The sequence below is a fragment of the Chryseobacterium ginsengisoli genome (genome assembly GCF_039542325.1).
Taxonomy (GTDB): Bacteria; Bacteroidota; Bacteroidia; order Flavobacteriales; family Weeksellaceae; genus Chryseobacterium; species Chryseobacterium ginsengisoli.
On the sequence record NZ_BAABHX010000002.1, the window covers coordinates 554,195 to 576,117 of the forward strand.

Here is a 21,923-nt window from a genome sequence, read left to right on the forward strand (position 1 = left end):
ACGGAATAATCATTCCTGAATTAGTCAAAAAAAAATTTAAACTACAGGATTAACTGTTAAGCCTCCATCAACAACAATTTCAGTTCCTGTAATGAACGATGAGTCATCTGAAGCAAGAAAACCAACTGCTTTTGCTATTTCATGAGTCTGTGCGAAACGTTTTAATAAAATTTTCTGTCCTAAAACAGCTCCGAATCCTTCTACTTCTTCTTTTGCTAACCCTAATTTACCATAAAGCGGAGTTTCAACAGGACCAGGAGAAACAGCATTCACTCTGATTTTTCTTGATGCTAATTCTGCAGCAAAAACACGGTTTAAGGATAATATCGCAGCTTTACTCGCAGCATAAACACTTGAATTTGGCATACCTAAATGAGCATTCACGGAAGTATTAAAAATAATTGATGCCCCATCGTTCAGGATAGGCAAAAGTTTTTGAACCGTGAAATATGTTCCTTTAACATTCACATTCATAATACTGTCATAATGTTCTTCAGATGCTGAATCAACAGGAGCAAAGGCAGCAATTCCTGCATTTAAAAACACAATATCGACTTTACCAAATTGAGAAGAAACCTGCTCCACTAAGCTATCAATTGATTTTAAATCTGATTGATCAGCCTGAACCCCTGTTACATTTTTCAATTCATTTTCTGCATTTACCAAAGATTCTTTATTTCTTCCTGTTACAATTACTTTAGCACCTTGTGCTGACAATTCTGCTGCTGCTGCCAATCCTATTCCACTGTTTCCACCTGTAACGATTGCTACTTTGTTTTCTAAATTTTTCATTTTTAAATTGTTTTAAATTATTGATTATTAAAATTTGATGGGACAAAATTACAATAACGGAACGATTGTTCCAAAATTAAATATGTTAAATTTTTGTTAAAAATATTATCTCCTTATTATTCTAAACTCTGCTTAAGCTTTTTTTAGAGAAAAATTTTTAGAAAATTAGCAATTTTGAATTGCAATAAAAAAGATAGAATATTTTATTTGTTAAATTGGATGGAAGCCATACTCGAAGCCGTAGTCTTATATATTGAAGAGATTTTAAAAGGAATTCTGTATCGTTTAAAATGAGAAATACCTTGTTCATGAATTGTATAAAAGTAGGTTTAAAATAGAACAAAATATTAAATAAGTTCATAATTAAAATATTACAATTTCCATTATCAGATTTTTTTGAGATGATTCAAAGCAATTGAATCAGTTTGTTTAAACAATATTATCTCATACTTATCGATGTAAAAGTCATTTTTCTGTATTGATATATACAGTGAGCATTTCTCAACTTAAAATTCTACTTAGTCTGCATAAAAACTTATAACATTATACACGTTTTATGCAAATTCAGAGTTTAACAGATCTCATTTTTGGCATGAAAAATGATAATAAAAAGTATACTTATATACTAATTTAAAATTTAAAAGTATATTTATACAGTAAAATATTGTCATGAACTATACAATCACAAAAGAAGTTATCGGATTATTGGAACAGTTTGAAGCTGAAAATATAACAAATTCTTATTCTCACGATATCCAGGGTTTTAAAAAGTGGATAAGTGATAAGGAAAGCTCTGATAATAAATACAAAGACGAACCTTATTGGGAAGGAAAAGAAAACGGAAGAACTCCAGAAAGTGCTATTAGTACTTTACTTGTTCATTTAAACAGATATGCTAAAACCTACTCAAAATCGGCTATTGCAGATTCCGATTTTTCTACGCAGGAAGATTTTATTTATCTGATTAATTTAAAAGCTTTCGGAAGTATGACTAAAATGGAACTTATCAAGAAAAACATTCAGGATAAACCTTCAGGAATGCTGATCATTGCGAGATTACTGAAACATGGATGGATCGAACAATCTGAATCTGAAATAGATAAACGAAATAAAATCATCAATATTACAGAAAAAGGAATTGAAACTCTGGATAAACACATGCAAAAAATAAGAAGCGCAACAGAAATTGTAGCCGGAAATCTTACTCATCATGAAAAGATGGATCTTATCAATATCCTTAATAAACTTGACCGCTTTCATTATCCTATATTTTCCAGAAACATAAACAGCAAAGATCTCATCAAAACCGTTTACGAAGAATACCCATTTAAAAATTAAGGTATGAAAAAGAAAATTGCGGTCATAGGTTCGGGTTTTTCAGGGTTATCTGCTGCTGCTCATGCTTCAAAAGATGGTCATGAAGTTCATTTGTTTGAAAAAAATAATGATTTAGGCGGAAGAGCCAGAAATTTTAAAACTGAAAACGGTTATACTTTCGATATGGGACCCAGTTGGTATTGGATGCCCGATATTATTGAATCTTTTTTTGAAGAATTTGGCAGAAAAGCGTCTGATTTTTATACGCTTGTTCCGCTCGATCCGCAATTTGAAATGGTTTTTTCTAATGGCGTTATGGGAATTCCTCACAATTATGAAGAAATGAAAGATCTTTTTGAAAAAACCGAATCCGGTGCAGGAAAAATGCTGGATAAATTTATGGATGATGCCCAATACAAATATGAAGTGGGTATGAAAAATTTTGTCAACAAGCCCTGTCATTCTTGGTGGGAATTTGTTTCGCCTAAGATCGCAAAAAGTGCTTTAAAATTAGATTTACTATCGAATTTTCAGAGTTTTGTAAGGAAATATTTCACAAATCCAAAGCTGATTATGTTAATGGAATTTCCTGTAATCTTTCTGGGAGCTGCGCCAAAAGATATTCCCGCCTTGTACAGCCTGATGAATTACGGAGGTTATAAGTTAGGAACTTGGTATCCGATGGGTGGCTTTTCAAAAATTATTGATGCAATGAAGGAAATTGCTGAGGAAAATGGAACAAAAATTAATTGCAATTCCAACGTGGAGAAAATTATTGTAAAGAATAATCAAGTTTCAGGTTTGATAATTAATCAACAGGAGATTGATTTTGATGTGATTATCGCTTCTTCCGATTATCATCACACAGAATCACAACTTTTGCCTGAAGAATTCCGGAATTATGATGAAAAATATTGGGAGAAACGGACTTTTGCGCCTTCATGTCTTATTTATTATTTAGGATGTAAAGAAAAAATTCCAAAACTTAAGCATCATACCCTATTTTTTGAAAATGACTTAGATCTTCATACGGAAGAAATTTACACTGACAAAAAATGGCCTACAAAACCTTTGTTTTACGTGTGTTGTCCTTCGAAAACTGATTCTTCTGTAGCTCCCGAAAATTGCGAGAACCTTTTTCTTTTGATGCCGGTTGCAACAGGAATAGAAGATTCTGAAGAAACCAGAGAACTATATTTTAAAGAAATGATCTCAAGATTGGAAAAGCATACGGGAATTTCTGATCTGATGTCAAAAATTGAATATAAAAAAAGCTATTGCATCAAAGATTTTAAAGAAGATTACAACGCTTATCAGGGAAATGCTTACGGACTTGCCAATACGCTTTCTCAGACGGCAGTTTTAAAACCATCATTACGAAATAAAAAATTAAAAAATCTCTTTTATACAGGTCAGCTTACCGTACCGGGACCAGGAGTTCCCCCTTCAATAATTTCCGGAAAAATAGCTGCCCACGAAGCCACCAAAAATTGATTACTATGAAAAGATTATTTGACGAACTCTCTTATAAAGTCAGCAAAGAGACGACGAAACAATACAGCACCAGTTTTTCACTGGGAATTCTTGCCCTTGCAACCGATATCAGAAATCCAATTTATGCAATTTATGGCTATGTTCGTCTTGCGGATGAAATTGTAGACAGTTTTCACGATTATGATAAAGGAAAACTGCTTCAAAGATTCAGAAATGAAACTTGGCAGGCTTTGGATGAAAGAATTTCTTTAAATCCTATTTTACAGTCATTTCAGGAAACCGTTCATCAATATAATATCAATGTACAACTTATTGATCAGTTTCTAAGAAGCATGGAGATGGATCTTGAAAAAATTGATTACAATTCTGATTTATATAAAGAATATATCCTTGGTTCCGCTGAAGTAGTTGGCTTGATGTGTTTACAAATATTTGTCGGAGGAAATACAGAACAGTTTGAAAAACTAAAACCATTTGCCATGAAATTGGGTTCTGCATTCCAAAAAGTCAATTTTCTGCGAGATATGAAGGATGACTTTGATATTTTGGGAAGATGTTATTTCCCGGATCTTGATATTTCTTCATTTGATAATACCGTTAAACTTTCCATTGAAAAAGATATTGATCAGGAATTCAAAGAAGCTCTGGAAGGGATAAAAAAACTGCCAAGTTCATCACGTTTCGGAGTTTATTTAGCTTACCGATATTATATTTCTTTATTCAGAAAAATTAAAAGAAGATCTGCTACAAACATCATGAACGGAAGAATAAGAATCTCCAATGGAGCAAAAATCTCTCTGATGATGAGCAGTTATCTGCAATACAAAACCTCTCTTTTATAGAAAATATTTACTTTAAACAAATAAGAGAATGAACTTTCTAATCGTAGTTATCACCTTTTTCGTTATGGAAGGAATGACCTGGCTGATTCACAAATACATCATGCACGGATTTTTGTGGGCGTTGCATAAAGATCATCATGATCACAGCAATGAAGGTCATATGGAAAAGAATGATTATTTTTTTGTCATCTTTGCCGTTCCTACTATTATTTTGATGTATTACGGTACAATTCAGGGTTTTAACTATTGGTTTTATATAGCCGTTGGAATTGCGCTTTACGGGATGGCTTATTTTTTTGTGCACGATATATTTATTCATCAGAGAATCAAATTTTTACGAGATACTCAGAATCCTTATCTTTTGGCAATAAGAAGAGCTCACAAACAGCATCACAAACATACTGGTAAAGAAAGAGGTGAATGTTTTGGTTTTCTTTGGGTTCCTGTAAAATACTTCAAGATGTTCTTTAATAAAAATAAATCATAAATGCTTTCCTACACCTACCTTCTCATCGATTTTTTCACCGTTATTATATGTTTTATTTTTTCTTTTCATCATAAAATAAAATTCAACAGACATTTCGGAGCATTTTTCGGGGCGTCTTTACTTGTTGGCTTCGTTTTTATTGTTTGGGATGTATGGTTTACAAAAAATGGAGTTTGGTGGTTTAATGATAAATATCTTTTGGGAATCAGGATTTTAAATCTTCCTGTTGAAGAAATTTTATTTTTTATCTGTATTCCTTTCTCCTGCGTTTTTACCTATTTCTGTCTGGATAAATTTTTCAAACTGGACTGGAAACCTTTACCTGAAAAGATTTTTGTAATAATAAGTATTATTCTCGCATTAATTGTTGGAATTTCCTTTAAAGAAAAAATCTACACTTCATTTACATTCCTAACGACTTCAGCAAGTCTATTTATTCTTTATTTTTTATTGAAACAAAGGTGGATCGGTAAAGCTTCTTTCATTTATTTATTATTGATGCCTGGATTTTTACTGGTCAATGGAATTTTAACCGGAACCGGACTGGAATCTCCCATTGTCAATTACAACCCAAATGATTTTTTAGGAATAAGAATTTTAACGATTCCCATTGAAGATACAGTTTATGGTTATGAACTGATCTTGTGGAATATCTATTTATTTCAGAAGTTCAAACAGCCGAAAACATAATATCTGCAAAAGACTTTTCCCGATTATCAGGAAAAACTATATATCATTCTGTATATCAGGCAAAATGATAAAGAAACACAACATCTCCCGTATATGCGGGTTTTAATTGATTTTTAATAAGGAGTTTGGCTAAAACAACAACTTTTACAGTTCCTTTAAGATCTGTAACAGACTTAATTTTTGCCTGCAGACATACCTCATCATTAACTTTCACAGGCTGACCAAATTTAAAATTTTCGATTCCGTAATTAATTTCCATACTGATATTTCTAACCTCTGCAATTTGTTTCCAGAGATAAGGAATCAGTGAAAGTGTAAGATATCCATGAGCTATTGTAGAATGATAAGGGCTCTCATTCATTGCTCTTTGTTCATCGGTATGAATCCACTGATGATCCAGAGTTGCATCTGCAAACCTGTTGATCTGATTCTGATCTATGACGTGCCATGAAGAAGTTCCGACCAGCGTTCCTTCCAGCGATTTATATTCATCAAAATTGTTGATAACAATCATTTTAGTATGTATTTAATTGGAAGAATCTCATAATATATTTTAAAATCACTAAATAAAATTCTTTACATGATTAAAACCTCTCGCATAAAGCAAGAGGTTGATGAACATGAAAAAAAACGATGTAACCAACATCAATATTTGTTCAAACAATATATAAAATATTGAAGTGTAATATGAGTATGACAATAGTATTGCCCATACAACGATTTTTAACGATGTAATTTAAATGACTTTTGAATTATGCTAATTTTACATTAACAGCATTCAAACCTCTTTCGCTATTTTGAACATCAAAAGTTACTTTGTCATTTTCACGAATCGATCTTGAAATCAATCCAGAAGAATGTACAAATATGTCCTTACTCCCATCTGCAGGAGAAATAAATCCGAAGCCTTTTGCTTCATTGAAAAACTTTACTGTGCCTTGTTGCATTGTAATTATTATTAAAAATTGTATATTATAATCTGTAAACTTTACAGCTTTATTCTTAAAATGATCCGACAGGCATTGTAAAACCTATCAGATTCTGGATATTTTTTAAATCCATGTGTTCGTCTGCCGTACAAAATGAAATCAAAGAACCTTCACTTCCCAATCTTCCTATTCTTTCAATTCTTTGTATATAGGTTTGCGGAATATTCGGAAGGTCATAATTTACCATATTGAATAATTGATCTATATTAATTCCTTTTGCCGCAATATCCGTAGTGACCAAAATTTGAATTTTTCCGTTCCTGAAATCATCCAAAACACTATTTTTAGCAGTTTGAGATCTATTACCATGAATTGATCCTGTACTTATCCCTGCATTTTCCAGATTGAGCACCAGCTCATCGGCGATATACTTACTGTGTGTAAAGATCAACGAGCTTTCCGTTTTGTTGTTTTTAATCAAATCGATCAGTAACCCTGATTTATCTCTTTTTTCAACAAAATATACACACTGCGAAATATTTTCTATTGCCACTGATCCCGAATTTACAATAATCTCCACAGGATTTCTCAGGAATGATGAAACAGATTTTCTCACCTCATCTGAGGTCGTCGTACAAAAGACTAGTGTTTGTATATTTTTAGGAATCAGTTTATGAATATTTTTCACTCTGTTTATCAGAGTTTTTTCAAGCATTTTGTCTGCATCATACAAAACCAAAATCTCTAATTTAGAAAAATTGATCGGTCTTTTTTGAGCAATTTCCAAAAGCCCTTCAGGAGTTGCCACCAAAACATCTACTCTTTCTCTAAAAGCTGCAAGCTGACTTTCAGCCAATTCTTCATCATTAATACGAAGCTGTAAAAGAGTGAGGTATTTACTGCACAGTTTGATTTTATCTTCAATCTCGATAGCCACTTCGTCTGAAGGCGCAATGACCAAAACACGGATTTTTGTATGTTCTGTCGGATTTCTTTTTAACAACTGCAATATAGGTACTATAAATGCAGCAATCTTCCCGCTCCCTTTTGGAGCAGATGCCAGTAAATCTTTTCTCTCTAAAATAGTTGGTATTACAGCATTCTGTATCTCGGTCGGTTTTGAATATCCCGCTTCCGTGATTGCACGAATGATTGGATTGATTAATTGTAAATTTTTGAAACTTATCATAAATTTTGCAGTTTCCGGTATTTTCCGGCCAATGCATTTCTAAAAGAATTAATTGTTATAAGAATTATTATTAATTCTCTATGCTTAGCTCACACAAAACTTTTTTCTCTATTAAATTTGATTTTATAAATTGAAAGCCTTATTTTAGAGAAATTAGTTGACAATTGGGCAGCTGAAAAAGCAAAACTGAATGATAAAAATATGATTTAAATTATTGCAGAATAGCAAAGGCAGGAACCTGTTTTATTAATGCTTTGCAAATGTACTCCAAAACAATTTAATCTTAATAAATATAATTAACTGATTATCAAAATTATATTCATAACTTATGCACGCGAGTAAATTTCTTAATAAGTAAAATTAAAATCAGGAAAATTTAATCTCTATTTTCTTCAAACATAATTCAAATTATACCTTTTTACCTGATATTTATTGAATACTTTTAAAAAACGGTCATTTTAAATGGTAAAAATAATATTCCTAATAATGATTTCTTTTAATACCTAATTTAAGCATCTTAGAAGCAAGAGTTGTAGGCGGAACACCCAAAATTTTGGCAGCACCTTGCTCTCCTCTTATTCTTCCGTCGCACTTATTCAGAACATTCAGAATATGTGTTCTTTCGTTCTCTTCGATGGTTTATCCTGCCAAAGTTCGGTATCACTATCGTTGTTTTTTAGAGTAATCGTGACCGGCAATGGTGTTATCATAAGATCTTCACCTTTTGTAAGAATCACACTTCTTTCGATAAGATTTTCCAGTTCACGAATATTTCCGGGCCAGTTGTAAGTGAGTAAACTCTTCAGGGAATCTGCTGATAAACGCAACTCATTCTTTTTCAATTTTTCACAGAATTTTTTTGTAAAATACTGCGCTAAAATTCCAATATCTTCCTTCCGATCTCTCAAAGCGGGTAATCCCAATGGAAAAACACATAATCTGTAATATAAATCCAGACGAAATCGTCCTTCAGCAACTTCCTTTTCGAGATTACGATTAGTTGCAGCAATAATTCGAATATCAACTTTTATCGATTTGTTACTTCCGATTCTTTCGATTTCTTTTTCCTGTAAAACCCTCAATAATTTAACTTGAATTTCTAATGGGATCTCTCCTATTTCGTCTAAAAATAGAGTTCCGTTATTGGCTTGTTCAAATTTTCCTATATGTTGACTTAATGCTCCTGTAAATGAGCCTTTTTCATGCCCAAAAAGCTCTGTTTCAATTAAACTTGCAGGTAATGAAGCACAATTTATTTTTACTAAAGGCTGGTTTTTCCTCGAAGATAATGAATGGATTGCATTGGCAATTTTTTCCTTTCCTGTACCGCTTTCTCCGGTTATTAAAACTGTAGTGTCAGTCGGCGCAACCTGACTTATAAAATCAAAAACGCTTAACAGGGATGGGCTTTTTCCTATAATTCCTTCAAAACCATTCTCAGATTCCTGAATAATTTCAGGATTTCTTGAATTTTCATTTTGTTGGGCAATAATATTTTCAACATTATAAATAAAATTATCCTGCAATCTTTTGCAAATATCAAGATGCTCTTCATCAAAAATCAATGGATTTTTACTGTAAAAAGAAAAAATAAATTTCCCTTTTTTACTGATTGAGAGGGGAATTGGCAAGGTAAGATTCGATTTCATTCCAAGAAAATTTGCCGTGATCTTATGAATGGTCGGCTCACTTCTTTTCTGTTGAAAATCTTTGCCGTCATAGATACAAATATTATCTTCAGTAATAGAATTTTTTAATAAAAGCTCTAATTCATGAAGTTTTAAATCCGTTAATTCCTGAAAACCTTTTAGTGTAATTTTCTGATATTCATTAAAACCGGTTCGCAAAAAACCAAAAAGTATATTGTCTTTTTGTTCATCTGTCATGTAAAGAGAAATCATCAAATCAAATGGAATTAATGGCTGCAACGAAGTACAAATCTGTTGCAAATATTCATCCCAGGTTCCAAAATTTGAAACAAGATTTTTAAGCTGTCTCTGGAATAATTGTTCTTTTCTAATAGAAGATTCAATGTTATATTTTTGATGATAGCCCGCAATCTGCATCATGATTAGAAGGTCTTTTTCACGAAATGGTTTTACCAAAAACCCATAAGGATGAGAAGCTTTTGCCTCGCTCAAAATATCTTCACTTGAGTTTGCCGACAGATAAATAAAACCTATATTTTCTTCTTTTAAAAATTTAGCCAGATCAATGCCCGTTTCTTTTCCCATTAGGAAAATATCCAATAGAACCAAACCTGGTTTTTCTTTACGGATGTTTTCCTTTGCATCGGTTACACTTCGGGAAATTCCCAAGACAGAATATCCTGCATTTTTCAGCATCAGCCGCAAATGATTGGCTTCGATAAAATTATCTTCAACGATGAGGATTTTTGTATTTGTGTCCATCTCTTACATTGTAAAAATTAATTCGATTTTTGTTCCAGATTCATTAGAAATTTTAAAATCAGCCAGAATATCTTCGCTCAGTCCTTTCATTAGTTTTAAACCTAAAGATTGCGTATTTTCGGGATCAATCGTATCCGAAATTCCGATTCCGTCGTCACAAACCGTCAGATGAAATTTTCCGTTTTCCAGTTTTAAAATGATCGTTACGACGCCTTGTCTGTTTTCCGGAAAAGCATATTTTATGGAATTGGTTACAGCTTCATTTAAAATCAAACCGATCGGAACAGAATGCGACAACGGAAAATCAACTTTTTCAATATCAAGAGTAAATCGAATTTGTTTTCTTACATCAAATGAATCTGATAAATAATACGTTAAGTCCAAAATATAAGACGGCATATCGATCATCGAAAGATTTTCAGACTGATATAATTTGTCATGAATCATCGACATCGATTCTACTCTTCTCTGACTTTCCAAATTGGCATCAATAGCCTCACTTCCCTGCAAATATTCGGTCTGACTTGCCAATAATCCGACAACCATATGCAGATTGTTCTTTACTCTATGATGAATTTCCCGCAACAGCCATTCTTTTTCATGAATCGCGTTTTTCAAAGAAACATTACTTTCCCGAATCTGATCTTGCTGCATTTTTAGCATCAGATTATTTTTCTGTTTGGATTGGTAGGCTCTGTAAAGAAAATAAATAGACGCTAAAAGAATCACAAAACCCGCAAACATGATGTTTCGGATCAAGGATGCTTTTTCAAGACTGCCATTTTGAATGATCGATGCATTTTTTAGATTGGTAATGTATTTATCTTTCTTTTCGGTTTCGTACAGAACATTCAGTTTGTTGATTTCATTTGATTTTTTTTCATCAAAATATCTTTTGTTAAATCTTACATATTCTTTGTAATGTTCCAATGCAGGTTTTAGGTCACCTCTCGCAGAATCAATTTTATATTCCCAAAGATTATAATCCGCAAAATAACTGTCTTTATTAAGTTTATTACAAACTTTAAAATGTAAATCATTGTAATAATTTGCTTTTCCGTAATCTTTTACTGCTAAATTCAAATCAATTAAAGTGGTATAAATCAATGCTAAAACATCATAATCATGAACCTCATTAATATTGGAAATTATTTTCGTTTGATAAGGAAGCGCTTTTTCATATTGCTTTTTGTGAACATAAATTCTTATTAAAATACAATCTAGTTTGAAGGAGTTTTTTTCTTCGATTGTTGGATATTTCTTTTTTATATTATTAATGAATGTCAAAGCCTTATCATACTGTCCGATTTTAAGATAAGTGCGGGAAATATTCCCAACAATCGCTCTTATGTCTTCAATCGCTCTGTTAAATTCAATTGTGCTAAAATCTTCTGCCGTTTTCAGGGATTTTTCATAGTTCTGTAATGCATTATTATAATCGTTTATTTCCTCGTAAGCTAAGCCTATTCTGTTATAAACTACATAAAAAAGCTCTTTCTTTTCGTTCAGTTTTTCGGCAGTATCAAGAGCTAGAAATTCATATTTCAATCCTTCTTTATAATCTCCTAAAAAAATATAGGCAGCTCCGATAAGATCATAAAGATTATCCAGTCTTTTATAATTACTTTGTTGATAAAGAGTTAACGCTTTTTTCAAACAGACCAATGACTCATTTCCCTTTCCAAGCAAAAGATAAATATCTCCCATTTCCCTGTAACAATCTCCAAGACGCTTTTTGTTATTCGATTTAATGAAATAAATTGCGGCTTTTTTAAGGTAAAAAATACGATCTTCATACTTCAATCCCATTAAAGTTTTGCTCGACCAAACCATAACCCAGGCTTCACCCAACAAATCATACTCGTTGATTTCATTTAAAATACTGATGGCAGAGGTCGCATACGAATAACTTCTATTAAAATGATTATCATGCTGTTCCAACATCGAAAGCCACAAATAAGAAGTTCCCAATCCTTTTTTGTAGTGAAGCTTTTTGCTAAGTCCAAATGCCTGTTTTGTATAGGTTATTGATTTTGTAACGGGCTCAATATTATACTTATCTCTTTCAAAATAATATTTGCTTAAAGCCAATAATAAATCAACTTTATCCTCATCATTATTCTGGGATTTCAGTCGTTTTTCTGCCAAATCAGCGTCTTCATTGTTTTTTAAATTATTTTGAGAATACCCACAAAAGGAAATAGTTACGAAAATAAACGTAAGAAAAAATCGGCTTAAACCTAAGCACAGCGGTATCAGTTTTTTAAGGGGCATTTTTGAGGGATAAATACCGTACTAATTTACAACATAATCCCCTCTGATACAAGGGCAATCAGCTTTTTTTCATAAAACGAAATACCGCTATTTCATATCGTTTTTCGACGAAATATCGTTGGTTTAAAAATTCCAATAATCACATAAAAAACTAACTATCAACAACTTAAATATTAAGCCTGATTTTTGTCTCATACATTGCAAAAACAACCTAATAACGTTAAAAATGCAAACAGACAATCGAAAAACAATCCTTTTCATCACCGGAGCATTCGTCAGTAATGAATGCTGGAACGAATGGAGAGATTTTTATGATACAAAAGGTTACAAAACCATCGCTCCGCCTTGGCCTTTCAAAGACGCTTCACCCGAAGTACTCCGAAAAAGACATCCGGATCCGCAAGTGGCTTCTATCCGCTTAACACAACTTATCGAACATTACGAAAAAATTGCACAATCAATGCCTGAAAAACCGATAATTATTGGTCATTCAATCGGAGGTTTAATTGCCCAGATTTTGACTCAAAAAGGTTTGGCTTCTTCGGCGATTGCGATTCATTCTGTTCCTCCACAGGGAATTATGACTTTCAAATTTTCATTTTTAAAAGCAGGTTGGGGACCGCTCGGATTTTTTACTTCTACTAAAAAAACTTTTTTAATGAGCTTTTCGCAATGGCAATATGCGTTCACCAACGGACTTCCCATCGAATGGCAGGAAAAAGGTTATCAATTAGCAATTCCGGAGTCTAAACTTGTTGTGCGTGACACGATAACTTCAGCTGCAAAAGTGGATTTTAATGCTCCACACAGTCCTTTGCTATTGATTGCGGGTGGAAGTGACCATACAATTCCGTATCAATTGAATCATGATAATTATAAAAAATACAGCGACAAAAATTCGGTTACTGACTATAAACTTTTTCCCGGAAGAAATCACTTTGTTTTAGGACAACCTGGATGGCAAGAGGTTGCAGCTTACATTTTAGAATGGTTTCAGAAACAAAAAAATTAACAGAATCATTAACATATTTAAATTAAGAACTATGACAACAACCTTTACAACTGTTGGGCAAAAAAGCAGAATGTTTTTTTTAAGCCTGTTGACAATTATCTTTTTAATGCTTACTGCATGTAATAAGAAAGAAGAAACTTCAAAATCTGGAGCTCAAAAAACAGAAGAACAAACAACGGGTTCTGATGTAAAACCTGCGGATCCACCTGCGAATTTTAAACATCAAACGGCTTTGGTAAACGGCGTAAATATTCATTACGTAATCGGAGGAAAAGGTGAACCACTAGTTTTAATTCATGGTTTCGGACAAAACTGGTATATGTGGAATCGTCTTCTACCCGAACTTTCAAAACATTTTACAGTTATCGTTCCAGATCTAAGAGGTGTTGGCGAATCTGATAAACCTGAAGGTGGTTACGACAAAAAAACAATGGCGACGGATATTCATGAACTTGTAAAAAAATTGGGCTACAACAATATCAATCTTGCAGGACACGACATCGGATTGATGGTTGCCTACGCTTATGCTGCACAATACGGAAACGAAGTTAAAAAAGTTGCTTTAATGGATGCTTTGCTTCCAGGAATAGAGCCGGTTTGGTCGCAAGTTTCAGCTTCAGCTTGGTGGTTCGGGTTTTTTGCATGGCCAGCTTCCGGAGACATCGTAACTGGAAAAGAAAAAGAATTTTTAACTGATTTTTGGCCCGTTGTCGGACACGTAAAAAATCCTTTCACGGCAGAAGAAACTGCAGAATTTATCAGAGCATATTCAGTGAAAGATGGTGCAAAATCCAGCTTCAAATGGTTTGCCAATTTTCCTCAGGACGGAAAAGACAATTTGGTATTTGCAAAAACAAAACTTAAAATGCCATTATTGGCAATGGGCGGAGAATATTTTGCAGCGGCATTTCTTAAAGATCATTCCAAATTGGTCGCTGAAAACGTAACGGAATCTAAAATTGCAGGTTCAGGACATTGGCTGGTTCAGGAAAATACGGCTCAGGTTCAGAAAGATTTATTGGCATTTTTTCTTGCGAAATAAATATCACATAAAACTTTTTAAACTTTTATTTTAACCACAAAAGAAGCAAAAGATTATCACTTTAGTTATTTTCAGTTGATTAAAAAATTGCTAATAAGGACACATAAGTTTTTAAAAAATCTCTGATTTTTATTCTTTGGAAAACTTTTGCTTACTCATTAATTGAACTCTATAAATCAAGAATATCTTTTGATTCTTTTGTGGTAAAAAATTATTCAATTTTCAACAAATTTTTCTTCAATAAAAGTTTAAAAGACCAATTAAATCTAAAAAAATGAAACGAATACTTTTACTCCCATTATTTTTCTTTGGTCTGTTGATACAGTCTCAGGAAAAAGCAGACCTGATCGTTTACAACGGAAAAATTGCAACCATGCAAAAATCAGGTGAATTTGTTCAGGCAATTGCAACAAAAGACGGAATTATTCTAGCGACAGGAACTTCAAAAAGCATTTTAGATACCTATAAAACAACATCAACTAAAATTATTGATGCTAAAGGAAAAACCGTTGTTCCGGGCTTAAACGACAGTCATATTCATGTGATTCGTGAAGGACTGAATTATAATTCTGAATTACGTTGGGACGGCGTAAAAACCTTAAAAAGAGCTATGGAAATGCTAAAAGAACAGGCAGCTAGAACACCAAAAGGAGTCTGGATTAAAGTAATCGGCGGCTGGAATGAATTCGGATTTGAGGAAAAAAGACAACCAACAATTGACGAAATAAACGCTGCAGTTCCTGACAAACCTGTTTTCATCACTTATTTGTATGGCAAAGCATTTTTAAATAAAAAAGGAATCGAAGTTTTGGGTTATACGAAAGACACTCATTACGAAGGAAGCGTTCTGGAACAAGATAAAAACGGAAACTTAACCGGACTAATGTTCGCGAAAGAAACTCCGAAAGCCATTTATACAACGTTGGGACTAACGACAAAATTAACCCCCGAAGAAAGAATTAACAGTTCGCTTCAATTTAACAGAGAACTGAACCGATTTGGTTTGACCTCCGTTATTGATGCTGCGGGAGGTTCTCAAAATTTCCCTGCGGATTATGCAACTTCTATGGAACTGGCGAAACAAGGCAAGTTGAATCTTAGGATTTCCTATTATTTATTCGCGCAACAAAAAGGAAAAGAGCTTCAGGATTATGAAAAATGGGTTGCCGAAACGGTAATCAATAAAAATGATAATCTTTTAGTCGCCAATGGTTATACAGAGGAAGGCGCAGGAGAAAATATTGTGGCTTCAGCGGCAGATTTCGAAAACTTTTTGGAGCCAAGAATTGTTCTTTCCGATGAAATGGAGCAAGATTTAGAGCCAATCATTAGACTTTTGGTTAAAAACAGATGGCCTTTCCGATTGCATGCCACTTACGGCGAATCGATCGACCGAATGCTGAATGTTTTTGAAAAAGTGAATAAAGACATTCCATTTAATGGTTTGCGATGGTTTTTTGATCATGCAGAAACCATTACTCCGCAAGAATTAGAAAGAGTAAAAGCTTTAAATGGCGGAATCGCGGTGCAATTCAGAATGTATTTTCAGGGAGAATTGTATGAAAAATTGTATGGCGCTCCGAAAACACAACTTCCTCCGATCAAAAAAATGATGGAAATGGGAATTCCTGTTGGGATGGGAACTGATGCAACAAGAATTTCTACCTACAATCCTTGGATGGCGATGCATTGGCTGATTACAGGAAAAACATTAGGAGGAATGCAGTTCTGGCCAAAAGATCAGGTTTTAGATAAGTTTACAGCACTTCAATTATACACTTCTGGAAGCGCTTGGTTTTCCGGTGAAGAAAAAGACAAGGGAAAATTAATCAAAGGAATGTATGCTGATTTTTCGATTTTATCTGAAGATTATTTTGCAATCCCTAATGATAAAGTCCGAGAAATTGAGTCTGATTTAACGATCGTCAATGGAAAAATTGTTTATGGTGCGAGAGATTTTAAATCACTCGATCCTGCTATTGATCCCGTAATTCCGGAATGGTCGCCAGTGAAATATTTTGGTGGTTACATTCAAAAAAAATAAGAAAAATTTCAAAAACAACCCTCTTATGAAAACTCAAAATATAATTTCAATATTAATATTGCTCTTTTTCGGCAATATAGTGAATGCGCAATTTGCAATGCCCGATCACGTTCCAATTTGGGATGCCAATAAAGTGACTTTAAAACTGCACAAAATTTCAGAAAATGTGTACGCAGTTTCACCAAGCACAACCGAAACTGAAACCACAAAAGGAATTCCACAAGCGACTTCAGCAGGGTTTATTGTTGGAGATAAAGGTGTTTTACTGATCGAAACGATGTTGAGCAAAGGATTGTATGATCAGCTTTATAAATTGATACGATCTGTGACAACTAAACCAATCGTTTATGCCATCAATACAAGTGATCACGGCGATCATTGTTTTGGAAATTATCTACTTCCCAATGAAACGATTATCATTCAAAATGAATTCTGCAAAGAAAATCTGGCTAAAAATTATGATAATATTAAAAAATTCATGATTGGACTGTTCGGGAGCGGTCGCGGAATTGAAGAAAGTGTGTATCGACCTGCAGATGTTACGATTGCAGTGAATCAAACGATGAAAATCGATATGGGAAAAGGAAATATTGTCGAGGTTATCAATGTAGGAACTGCACAATCTCCAGCCGATCTTTTTGTCTATTTAAAGTCACCTTCAGGAAATGTTTTGTGGGCAGGAAATCCTTTTATTGCAGAGAGTCCGGCTATTCCGTGGTTGTTTGACGGCTATTTTTTAGAACCAGTTAAAAACCTCAACAAAATCTATAATATGATTTCTGATAAAGATATTGTGGTTCCCGGACACGGCAGAGTGACCAACAAAGCAGGAATTAAATATACCATTGATTACGTAGCAGCTTTGCAGACCAATGTAGAAAATGCCGTAAAAAAAGGGCTGACTTTAGAACAAACAAAAACATTTGTCACGATGAAAGAATTTGATAAAGGATATGAACTTTTCAATTGGCTCCATTTCAATTTCAACATTCCGAATGCGTACAAAGACATTAAGCAAAATGGTGTTAAATAATATTTTAATCATAAATGTTTAAACTTTTTATTTAACCGCAAAAGTTACAAAAGATTTGGATTTTTTATTAAAGTTTATTATAGAATCTCTTTAATAAGAACACATAAGCTTTTAAAAATCAAAGATTTTTATTCTTTGGGAAGCTTTGATTATCTAAGCTGTTTATCCCGAATATCTTTTGTCTCTTTTACGGTTAAATTCAAATTAAGTTTAAAATAAAAAATGGCTAATCTTTAAAAATTCAATCATGAAAAATATAATTCTAACATTAGCTTTATTGATTCCTTTCTCAGGCTTTGCACAGGAATTTCCGAACTTAAAATCTACCCGACAAGACGAAGATTACAGCTTTCTGAAAAATGACACTATTAATAAGAATTGGTATAAAACGATGAAATTTTTGCCGATTAATGAATCAAAAAGTGCTTATTTTAGTTTTGGTGGCGATATAAGATTTCAATATTTCTATGCTAAAAATGAAAATTGGGGCAACGGAGATCAGGATAAAGACGGATATGTTTTATCGAGATATTTATTTCATTCCGATTTGCATGTTGGAAAATATTTCAGGGCTTTTGTTCAGCTGCAAAGCAGTGTGGTTGGCGGAAGAATTGACCCGAGTCCTGTAGATGCGAATCCGCTTGAAGTTCATCAGGCTTTTGCAGATTTTAATTTCATCAATGAAAAAAGTAAAAAATTAATTCTGAGAGCCGGAAGACAAGAACTTTCGTACGGATCCCAACGTTTGGTGGCTTTACGAGATGGTCCCAATAACAGACAATCTTTTGATGGTTTAAAATTGATGACCGGAAAAGAAAATATGTCGGCAGATTTCTTTTTCACGCATTATGTAGCTGCTCGAGATGGTATTTTTGATGATAAATCCAATCAGGATCGACAATTTTGGGGAAGTTATTTTGTACTTAATAAAGTTCCTTTACTTAAAAATATTGATGTTTATTATTTAGGATATAAAAGAGCCAAAGCTAATTTTGATGATGCTACAGGAAAAGAAATCCGCCATTCAATGGGAACGAGAATTTGGGGTAAATCTGGAAACTGGCGCTACGACGGAGAAGCGGTTTATCAGTTCGGAGATGTTGCAGAAAAAAACATCAGTGCATGGACAACTTCCATTAATGGAGGATATCGTTTTAATTCAATAAAATTTCATCCTGAAATAGGTTTTAAAACTGAATTAATACGCGGAGACAAAACCAAGGATGATTCGAAATTACAGACTTTCAATCCGTTGTTTCCGAGAGGTGCTTATTTTGGGCTGGCTTCTGTAATTGGGCCTTCCAATCTTATTGATATTCATCCTTCCATTAGTTTTGAAATCACTAAAAACATCGACTGGATCATTGATTACGATATGTTTTGGAGATACAGCGGGAATGATGGAATTTACGCGCCAAATACTTCATTAATTTATCCCGGAAATACCACCACCAAAAAGAAAATCGGGAACCAGCTGGAGACGGAAATTGTCTGGGAACCGAATCCTTTTCTTTATTTCAGATTGGAAGCAACCTGGTTTCAGGCGAAAGATTATATCAAAGCTTCTGGAATGGGAAAAAATATATTCTTTACGGGAATTACGACGCAGATTCGTTTTTAAAGATTCAATAAAAATAATTAACACTAAAAACCCAATCAATCATGAAAACGATACAATTAATTATAATTATCCTATTTCTTGGTTTTTCTGCACAAATACAGGCGCAAAATTATTCCGATGAGGAAATTAAAACCAAACAAACTGCAGAAAAGTTTTTTGAATATGTAGGATCAAAAGATCCGGAAAAGATAGCTTCAGTAATCTCTGAAAAAGTAGACTGGTATATTTTCGAGTCTAAATATATGCCTTGGACAGGACATCGTTCTAAAAGGGAAGATATTTCAGAACTTTTCAAAACCCTCTTCACTTATTTTGTTGAAGGATCGGATAAGTTTGAAGCCCAATCTTTTTTATTGAGAGGAAATGAGGTGGCCGTTTTCGGATTTGTTGAAAGAACGGTAAAGAAAACCGGAAAGCATTTTAAAATGCCATTTGCCATGCATATGACGATTAAAGATCAACTTATCAGTCAGTTTGCGATGTATGAAGAAACGTTAATTATCGAAAAAGCATTTCAATAAATTTATTTGCTCCCGTTTCGTTTCAATTCATTAAATCAATAACCTTAACTCAAAAAAATTAAACAATATGAGCAATTGAAGAGATTTCATCAAGAAAAGCAGTTTGATCGGGGTTGCAGGACTTGTGGATCCAGTCACAACATTTGCTGCACCTGTACAAATAAATCAGAATCCTGAAACAAAAGTAGAAAACTCCAAATGGGCAGATGGCTCCCGTTTGATCGTTTCAGTTTCCATGCAGTTTGAAGCCGGTGGTCAGCCTGATAATGCGGAAAGTCCGTTCCCCAGAAATATGGAAAAAGGATATGTAGATTTGCCCTCCTCCACTTGGTATGAATACGGGTACAAAGAAGGAATTCCGCGGATGCTTGATAATTGGGATCAACTTGGAATTAAAGTAACATCGCACATGGTAGGAACTGCCGTTTTGAAAAATCCGGCTCTGGCAAAGGAAATTGTTGACAGAGGTCATGAAGCCGCTGCTCACGGAATGAGCTGGAATTCACAGTACAATTTATCATACGAAGACGAAAAAAAATTCATAAAAGATGGTGTTGATGCCATCAAAAAGACAACAGGCTTTAATCCTGTCGGATACAATGCGAACTGGCTTCGAAGAGGAGAAAATACTTTAAAAATTTTGCAGGAGCTTGGTTTTAAATATCATATTGATGATCTCAGTCGTGATGAGCCATTCATTATCAAGGTAAACAATAAAGATTTTGTGGTTGTGCCTTATAGTATTCGATGTAATGATATTGTTTTAATAGAAGGTAAAAATTTTTCTGTAGATCAGTTTATCAACCAAGTGAAAGCAGAATTTGATCAATTATACAAAGAAAGTGCAAATAAAAGAAGACAACTATCAATCAGCTTTCATGATCGTATTGGCGGTACTCCTCAAATGGTAAAAGTTACGGCAGATTTAATTAAGTATATGCAAAGTCATAAAGGAGTTTCTTTTAAACGGAAAGATGAAATTGCGGAGATGACGTATAGGGATAGAACTGTGGTGCGGGAATGATTTGTATAAGTTAAAAACATTAAACAACTATAGAAGTATTGTGATTTTATTTTTATCTATATTCCTTTTATCAGGATAAGAATATATTATAAATCTATTCTTTTAATTTTCCATTTTTTTAGTGTTTGACTTCAAAAACAGTAAAACAGAGGATCATCTTTAGGAGATTTGATGAGAGATATAATAGTCAATAATAATAATCGGTCTCTGAATTAACTGAGGTGGCTGAGAAAATATTATTCGTTTAATATACAGCATACTCTTAAATATAAAGGTTCTTAAAATTTTCTATTTTTAGATGAAGTTCGAAGCACTCTAGAACTTGCTTGCAAAAACAAGAAATCCTATACAGGATTCGTACAAGATTTATTTTTTATGTGGAGAGATGGATTTTGTAACCTTAATTCATCTCTTTATTGATAAACATTTAGCTATAATATCTTTTGAAAGGCTCTAAATAGGTCATTCACAAAAAATTTGTAAAATCCCAATTTAAATATTATCTTGATTCTGTCAGGGTCACCAACTTTTTGCTACTTATTTCATTGTAGACAATAAGTTGGAATTTTACCAACCGTAAATCTATTAAAGAAACAATTTTGTAAATTAGTGAACAAAAAGATCTTGGTTTCGCTTTTTTTGTGAAAAATAATATCTGCATTTTTCAGGATTTACTTTAATAATCAAAGAGCTTAAAGTATCTACTTTGTAAAATATGGTCAGTTTTGTAATCAAAATAATTAGAAAGGCTAGTGTTAATTTCAGAATTCACGAATAATTACATTGTCTGACAATATTTTTTTCTACAGAAAAACGACCACAAAAAAAGCATTAATTCAATTTGATTTTCAATCAATTACACCGATTAACAAGAGAGATAAATTCTGAAAACGTGTCAACAATATCTTTAGTGAAGTGATTCATTTATCTACTTTTACAAAAAAAAACATCCCAATCTAACTATTGATAAAACACAATTCTCATATTTCTATTATTATTTAATTCATGATGACGGAACTTTGAAGATGCAGGTTTAAACATTCATTTTTTCATTTTAGCTAATATCCTATTAAACATTTAGTAGGGTATTATTCCCTTTTATTGAATAGCTAAAAAGTAATCATAAAAAATTTCAATCATTTAAAGATTTATTAAAAATCACTTAACACAGATAACTAAAAAACAACATTTCTTTGCACAA

At 33.1% G+C, this 21,923-nt stretch carries 19 protein-coding genes; 12 read left to right on the top strand and 7 right to left on the bottom strand.

Annotated elements, in window-relative coordinates:
- Positions 1-36: 36 nt before the first annotated feature.
- Positions 37-792 (bottom strand): SDR family oxidoreductase, encoded by a 756-nt coding sequence (locus ABD940_RS07510; RefSeq protein WP_345201784.1) that lies wholly within the window; start codon positions 790-792, stop codon positions 37-39.
- A 669-nt stretch (positions 793-1,461) separates the two neighbouring features.
- Here ABD940_RS07510 and ABD940_RS07515 point away from each other — a divergent pair.
- From ABD940_RS07515 to ABD940_RS07535, 5 genes are read left to right on the top strand one after another with little or no spacing between them, the layout of a single operon-like run.
- Positions 1,462-2,130 (top strand): MarR family winged helix-turn-helix transcriptional regulator, encoded by a 669-nt coding sequence (locus tag ABD940_RS07515; protein ID WP_345201788.1) that lies wholly within the window; start codon positions 1,462-1,464, stop codon positions 2,128-2,130.
- 3 nt (positions 2,131-2,133) lie between these two features.
- Positions 2,134-3,603 (top strand): phytoene desaturase family protein, encoded by a 1,470-nt coding sequence (locus tag ABD940_RS07520; RefSeq protein WP_345201792.1) that lies wholly within the window; start codon positions 2,134-2,136, stop codon positions 3,601-3,603.
- A gap of 5 nt (positions 3,604-3,608) precedes the next feature.
- Positions 3,609-4,445: a phytoene/squalene synthase family protein gene (locus ABD940_RS07525; protein ID WP_345201795.1), complete on the top strand. Its 837-nt coding sequence runs from the start codon at positions 3,609-3,611 to the stop codon at positions 4,443-4,445.
- A gap of 28 nt (positions 4,446-4,473) precedes the next feature.
- Entirely contained in the window at positions 4,474-4,932 is a 459-nt protein-coding gene (locus tag ABD940_RS07530; RefSeq protein WP_345201798.1) for a sterol desaturase family protein, read from the top strand.
- Entirely contained in the window at positions 4,933-5,622 is a 690-nt protein-coding gene (locus ABD940_RS07535; RefSeq protein WP_345201801.1) for a lycopene cyclase domain-containing protein, read from the top strand.
- A 55-nt stretch (positions 5,623-5,677) separates the two neighbouring features.
- Here the strand turns inward: ABD940_RS07535 and ABD940_RS07540 are convergent, their stop codons facing one another.
- From ABD940_RS07540 to ABD940_RS07565, 6 genes are all read right to left on the bottom strand, one after another.
- Positions 5,678-6,136 (bottom strand): MaoC family dehydratase, encoded by a 459-nt coding sequence (locus ABD940_RS07540; protein WP_345201803.1) that lies wholly within the window; start codon positions 6,134-6,136, stop codon positions 5,678-5,680.
- Positions 6,137-6,374: 238 nt separating this feature from the next.
- Positions 6,375-6,569: a cold-shock protein gene (locus ABD940_RS07545; protein ID WP_345201806.1), complete on the bottom strand. Its 195-nt coding sequence runs from the start codon at positions 6,567-6,569 to the stop codon at positions 6,375-6,377.
- A 55-nt stretch (positions 6,570-6,624) separates the two neighbouring features.
- On the bottom strand, positions 6,625-7,740 hold the full coding sequence (locus ABD940_RS07550) for a DEAD/DEAH box helicase (protein ID WP_345201808.1): 1,116 nt from the start codon (positions 7,738-7,740) through the stop codon (positions 6,625-6,627).
- Positions 7,741-8,220: 480 nt separating this feature from the next.
- Positions 8,221-8,376 carry a helix-turn-helix domain-containing protein gene (locus ABD940_RS07555; protein ID WP_345202624.1) on the bottom strand — a complete coding sequence of 52 codons (156 nt, stop codon included), beginning with the start codon at positions 8,374-8,376 and terminating at the stop codon, positions 8,221-8,223.
- On the bottom strand, positions 8,346-10,151 hold the full coding sequence (locus ABD940_RS07560; RefSeq protein ID WP_345201810.1) for a sigma 54-interacting transcriptional regulator: 1,806 nt from the start codon (positions 10,149-10,151) through the stop codon (positions 8,346-8,348). The genes ABD940_RS07555 and ABD940_RS07560 overlap by 31 nt, the downstream gene beginning before the upstream one ends.
- Before the next feature lie 3 nt (positions 10,152-10,154).
- On the bottom strand, positions 10,155-12,425 hold the full coding sequence (locus tag ABD940_RS07565) for a histidine kinase dimerization/phosphoacceptor domain -containing protein (protein WP_345201813.1): 2,271 nt from the start codon (positions 12,423-12,425) through the stop codon (positions 10,155-10,157).
- A 226-nt stretch (positions 12,426-12,651) separates the two neighbouring features.
- On the opposite strand from ABD940_RS07565, the gene ABD940_RS07570 reads away from it, so the two are divergent.
- The 7 genes from ABD940_RS07570 (at position 12,652) to ABD940_RS07600 (ending at position 20,722) form a co-directional block, all read left to right on the top strand.
- The gene (locus tag ABD940_RS07570; RefSeq protein WP_345201815.1) at positions 12,652-13,437 is read left to right on the top strand and encodes an alpha/beta hydrolase; all 786 of its coding nucleotides are present in this window, start codon (positions 12,652-12,654) and stop codon (positions 13,435-13,437) included.
- 31 nt (positions 13,438-13,468) lie between these two features.
- Positions 13,469-14,479: an alpha/beta fold hydrolase gene (locus tag ABD940_RS07575; protein ID WP_345201818.1), complete on the top strand. Its 1,011-nt coding sequence runs from the start codon at positions 13,469-13,471 to the stop codon at positions 14,477-14,479.
- A gap of 274 nt (positions 14,480-14,753) precedes the next feature.
- Positions 14,754-16,523, top strand: a complete 1,770-nt coding sequence (locus ABD940_RS07580; protein ID WP_345201821.1) for an amidohydrolase — start codon at positions 14,754-14,756, stop codon at positions 16,521-16,523.
- 25 nt (positions 16,524-16,548) lie between these two features.
- Positions 16,549-17,556 (top strand): MBL fold metallo-hydrolase, encoded by a 1,008-nt coding sequence (locus tag ABD940_RS07585; protein WP_345201823.1) that lies wholly within the window; start codon positions 16,549-16,551, stop codon positions 17,554-17,556.
- Between the two features lie 247 nt (positions 17,557-17,803).
- Positions 17,804-19,177: an alginate export family protein gene (locus ABD940_RS07590; RefSeq protein WP_345201827.1), complete on the top strand. Its 1,374-nt coding sequence runs from the start codon at positions 17,804-17,806 to the stop codon at positions 19,175-19,177.
- A 41-nt stretch (positions 19,178-19,218) separates the two neighbouring features.
- A complete protein-coding gene (locus ABD940_RS07595) occupies positions 19,219-19,698 on the top strand; it encodes a nuclear transport factor 2 family protein (protein ID WP_345201831.1) in 480 nt (159 codons plus the stop codon).
- A 103-nt stretch (positions 19,699-19,801) separates the two neighbouring features.
- Complete coding sequence (locus ABD940_RS07600) at positions 19,802-20,722, top strand: polysaccharide deacetylase family protein (RefSeq protein ID WP_345201835.1); 921 nt, start codon at positions 19,802-19,804, stop codon at positions 20,720-20,722.
- Positions 20,723-21,923: the final 1,201 nt, after the last annotated feature.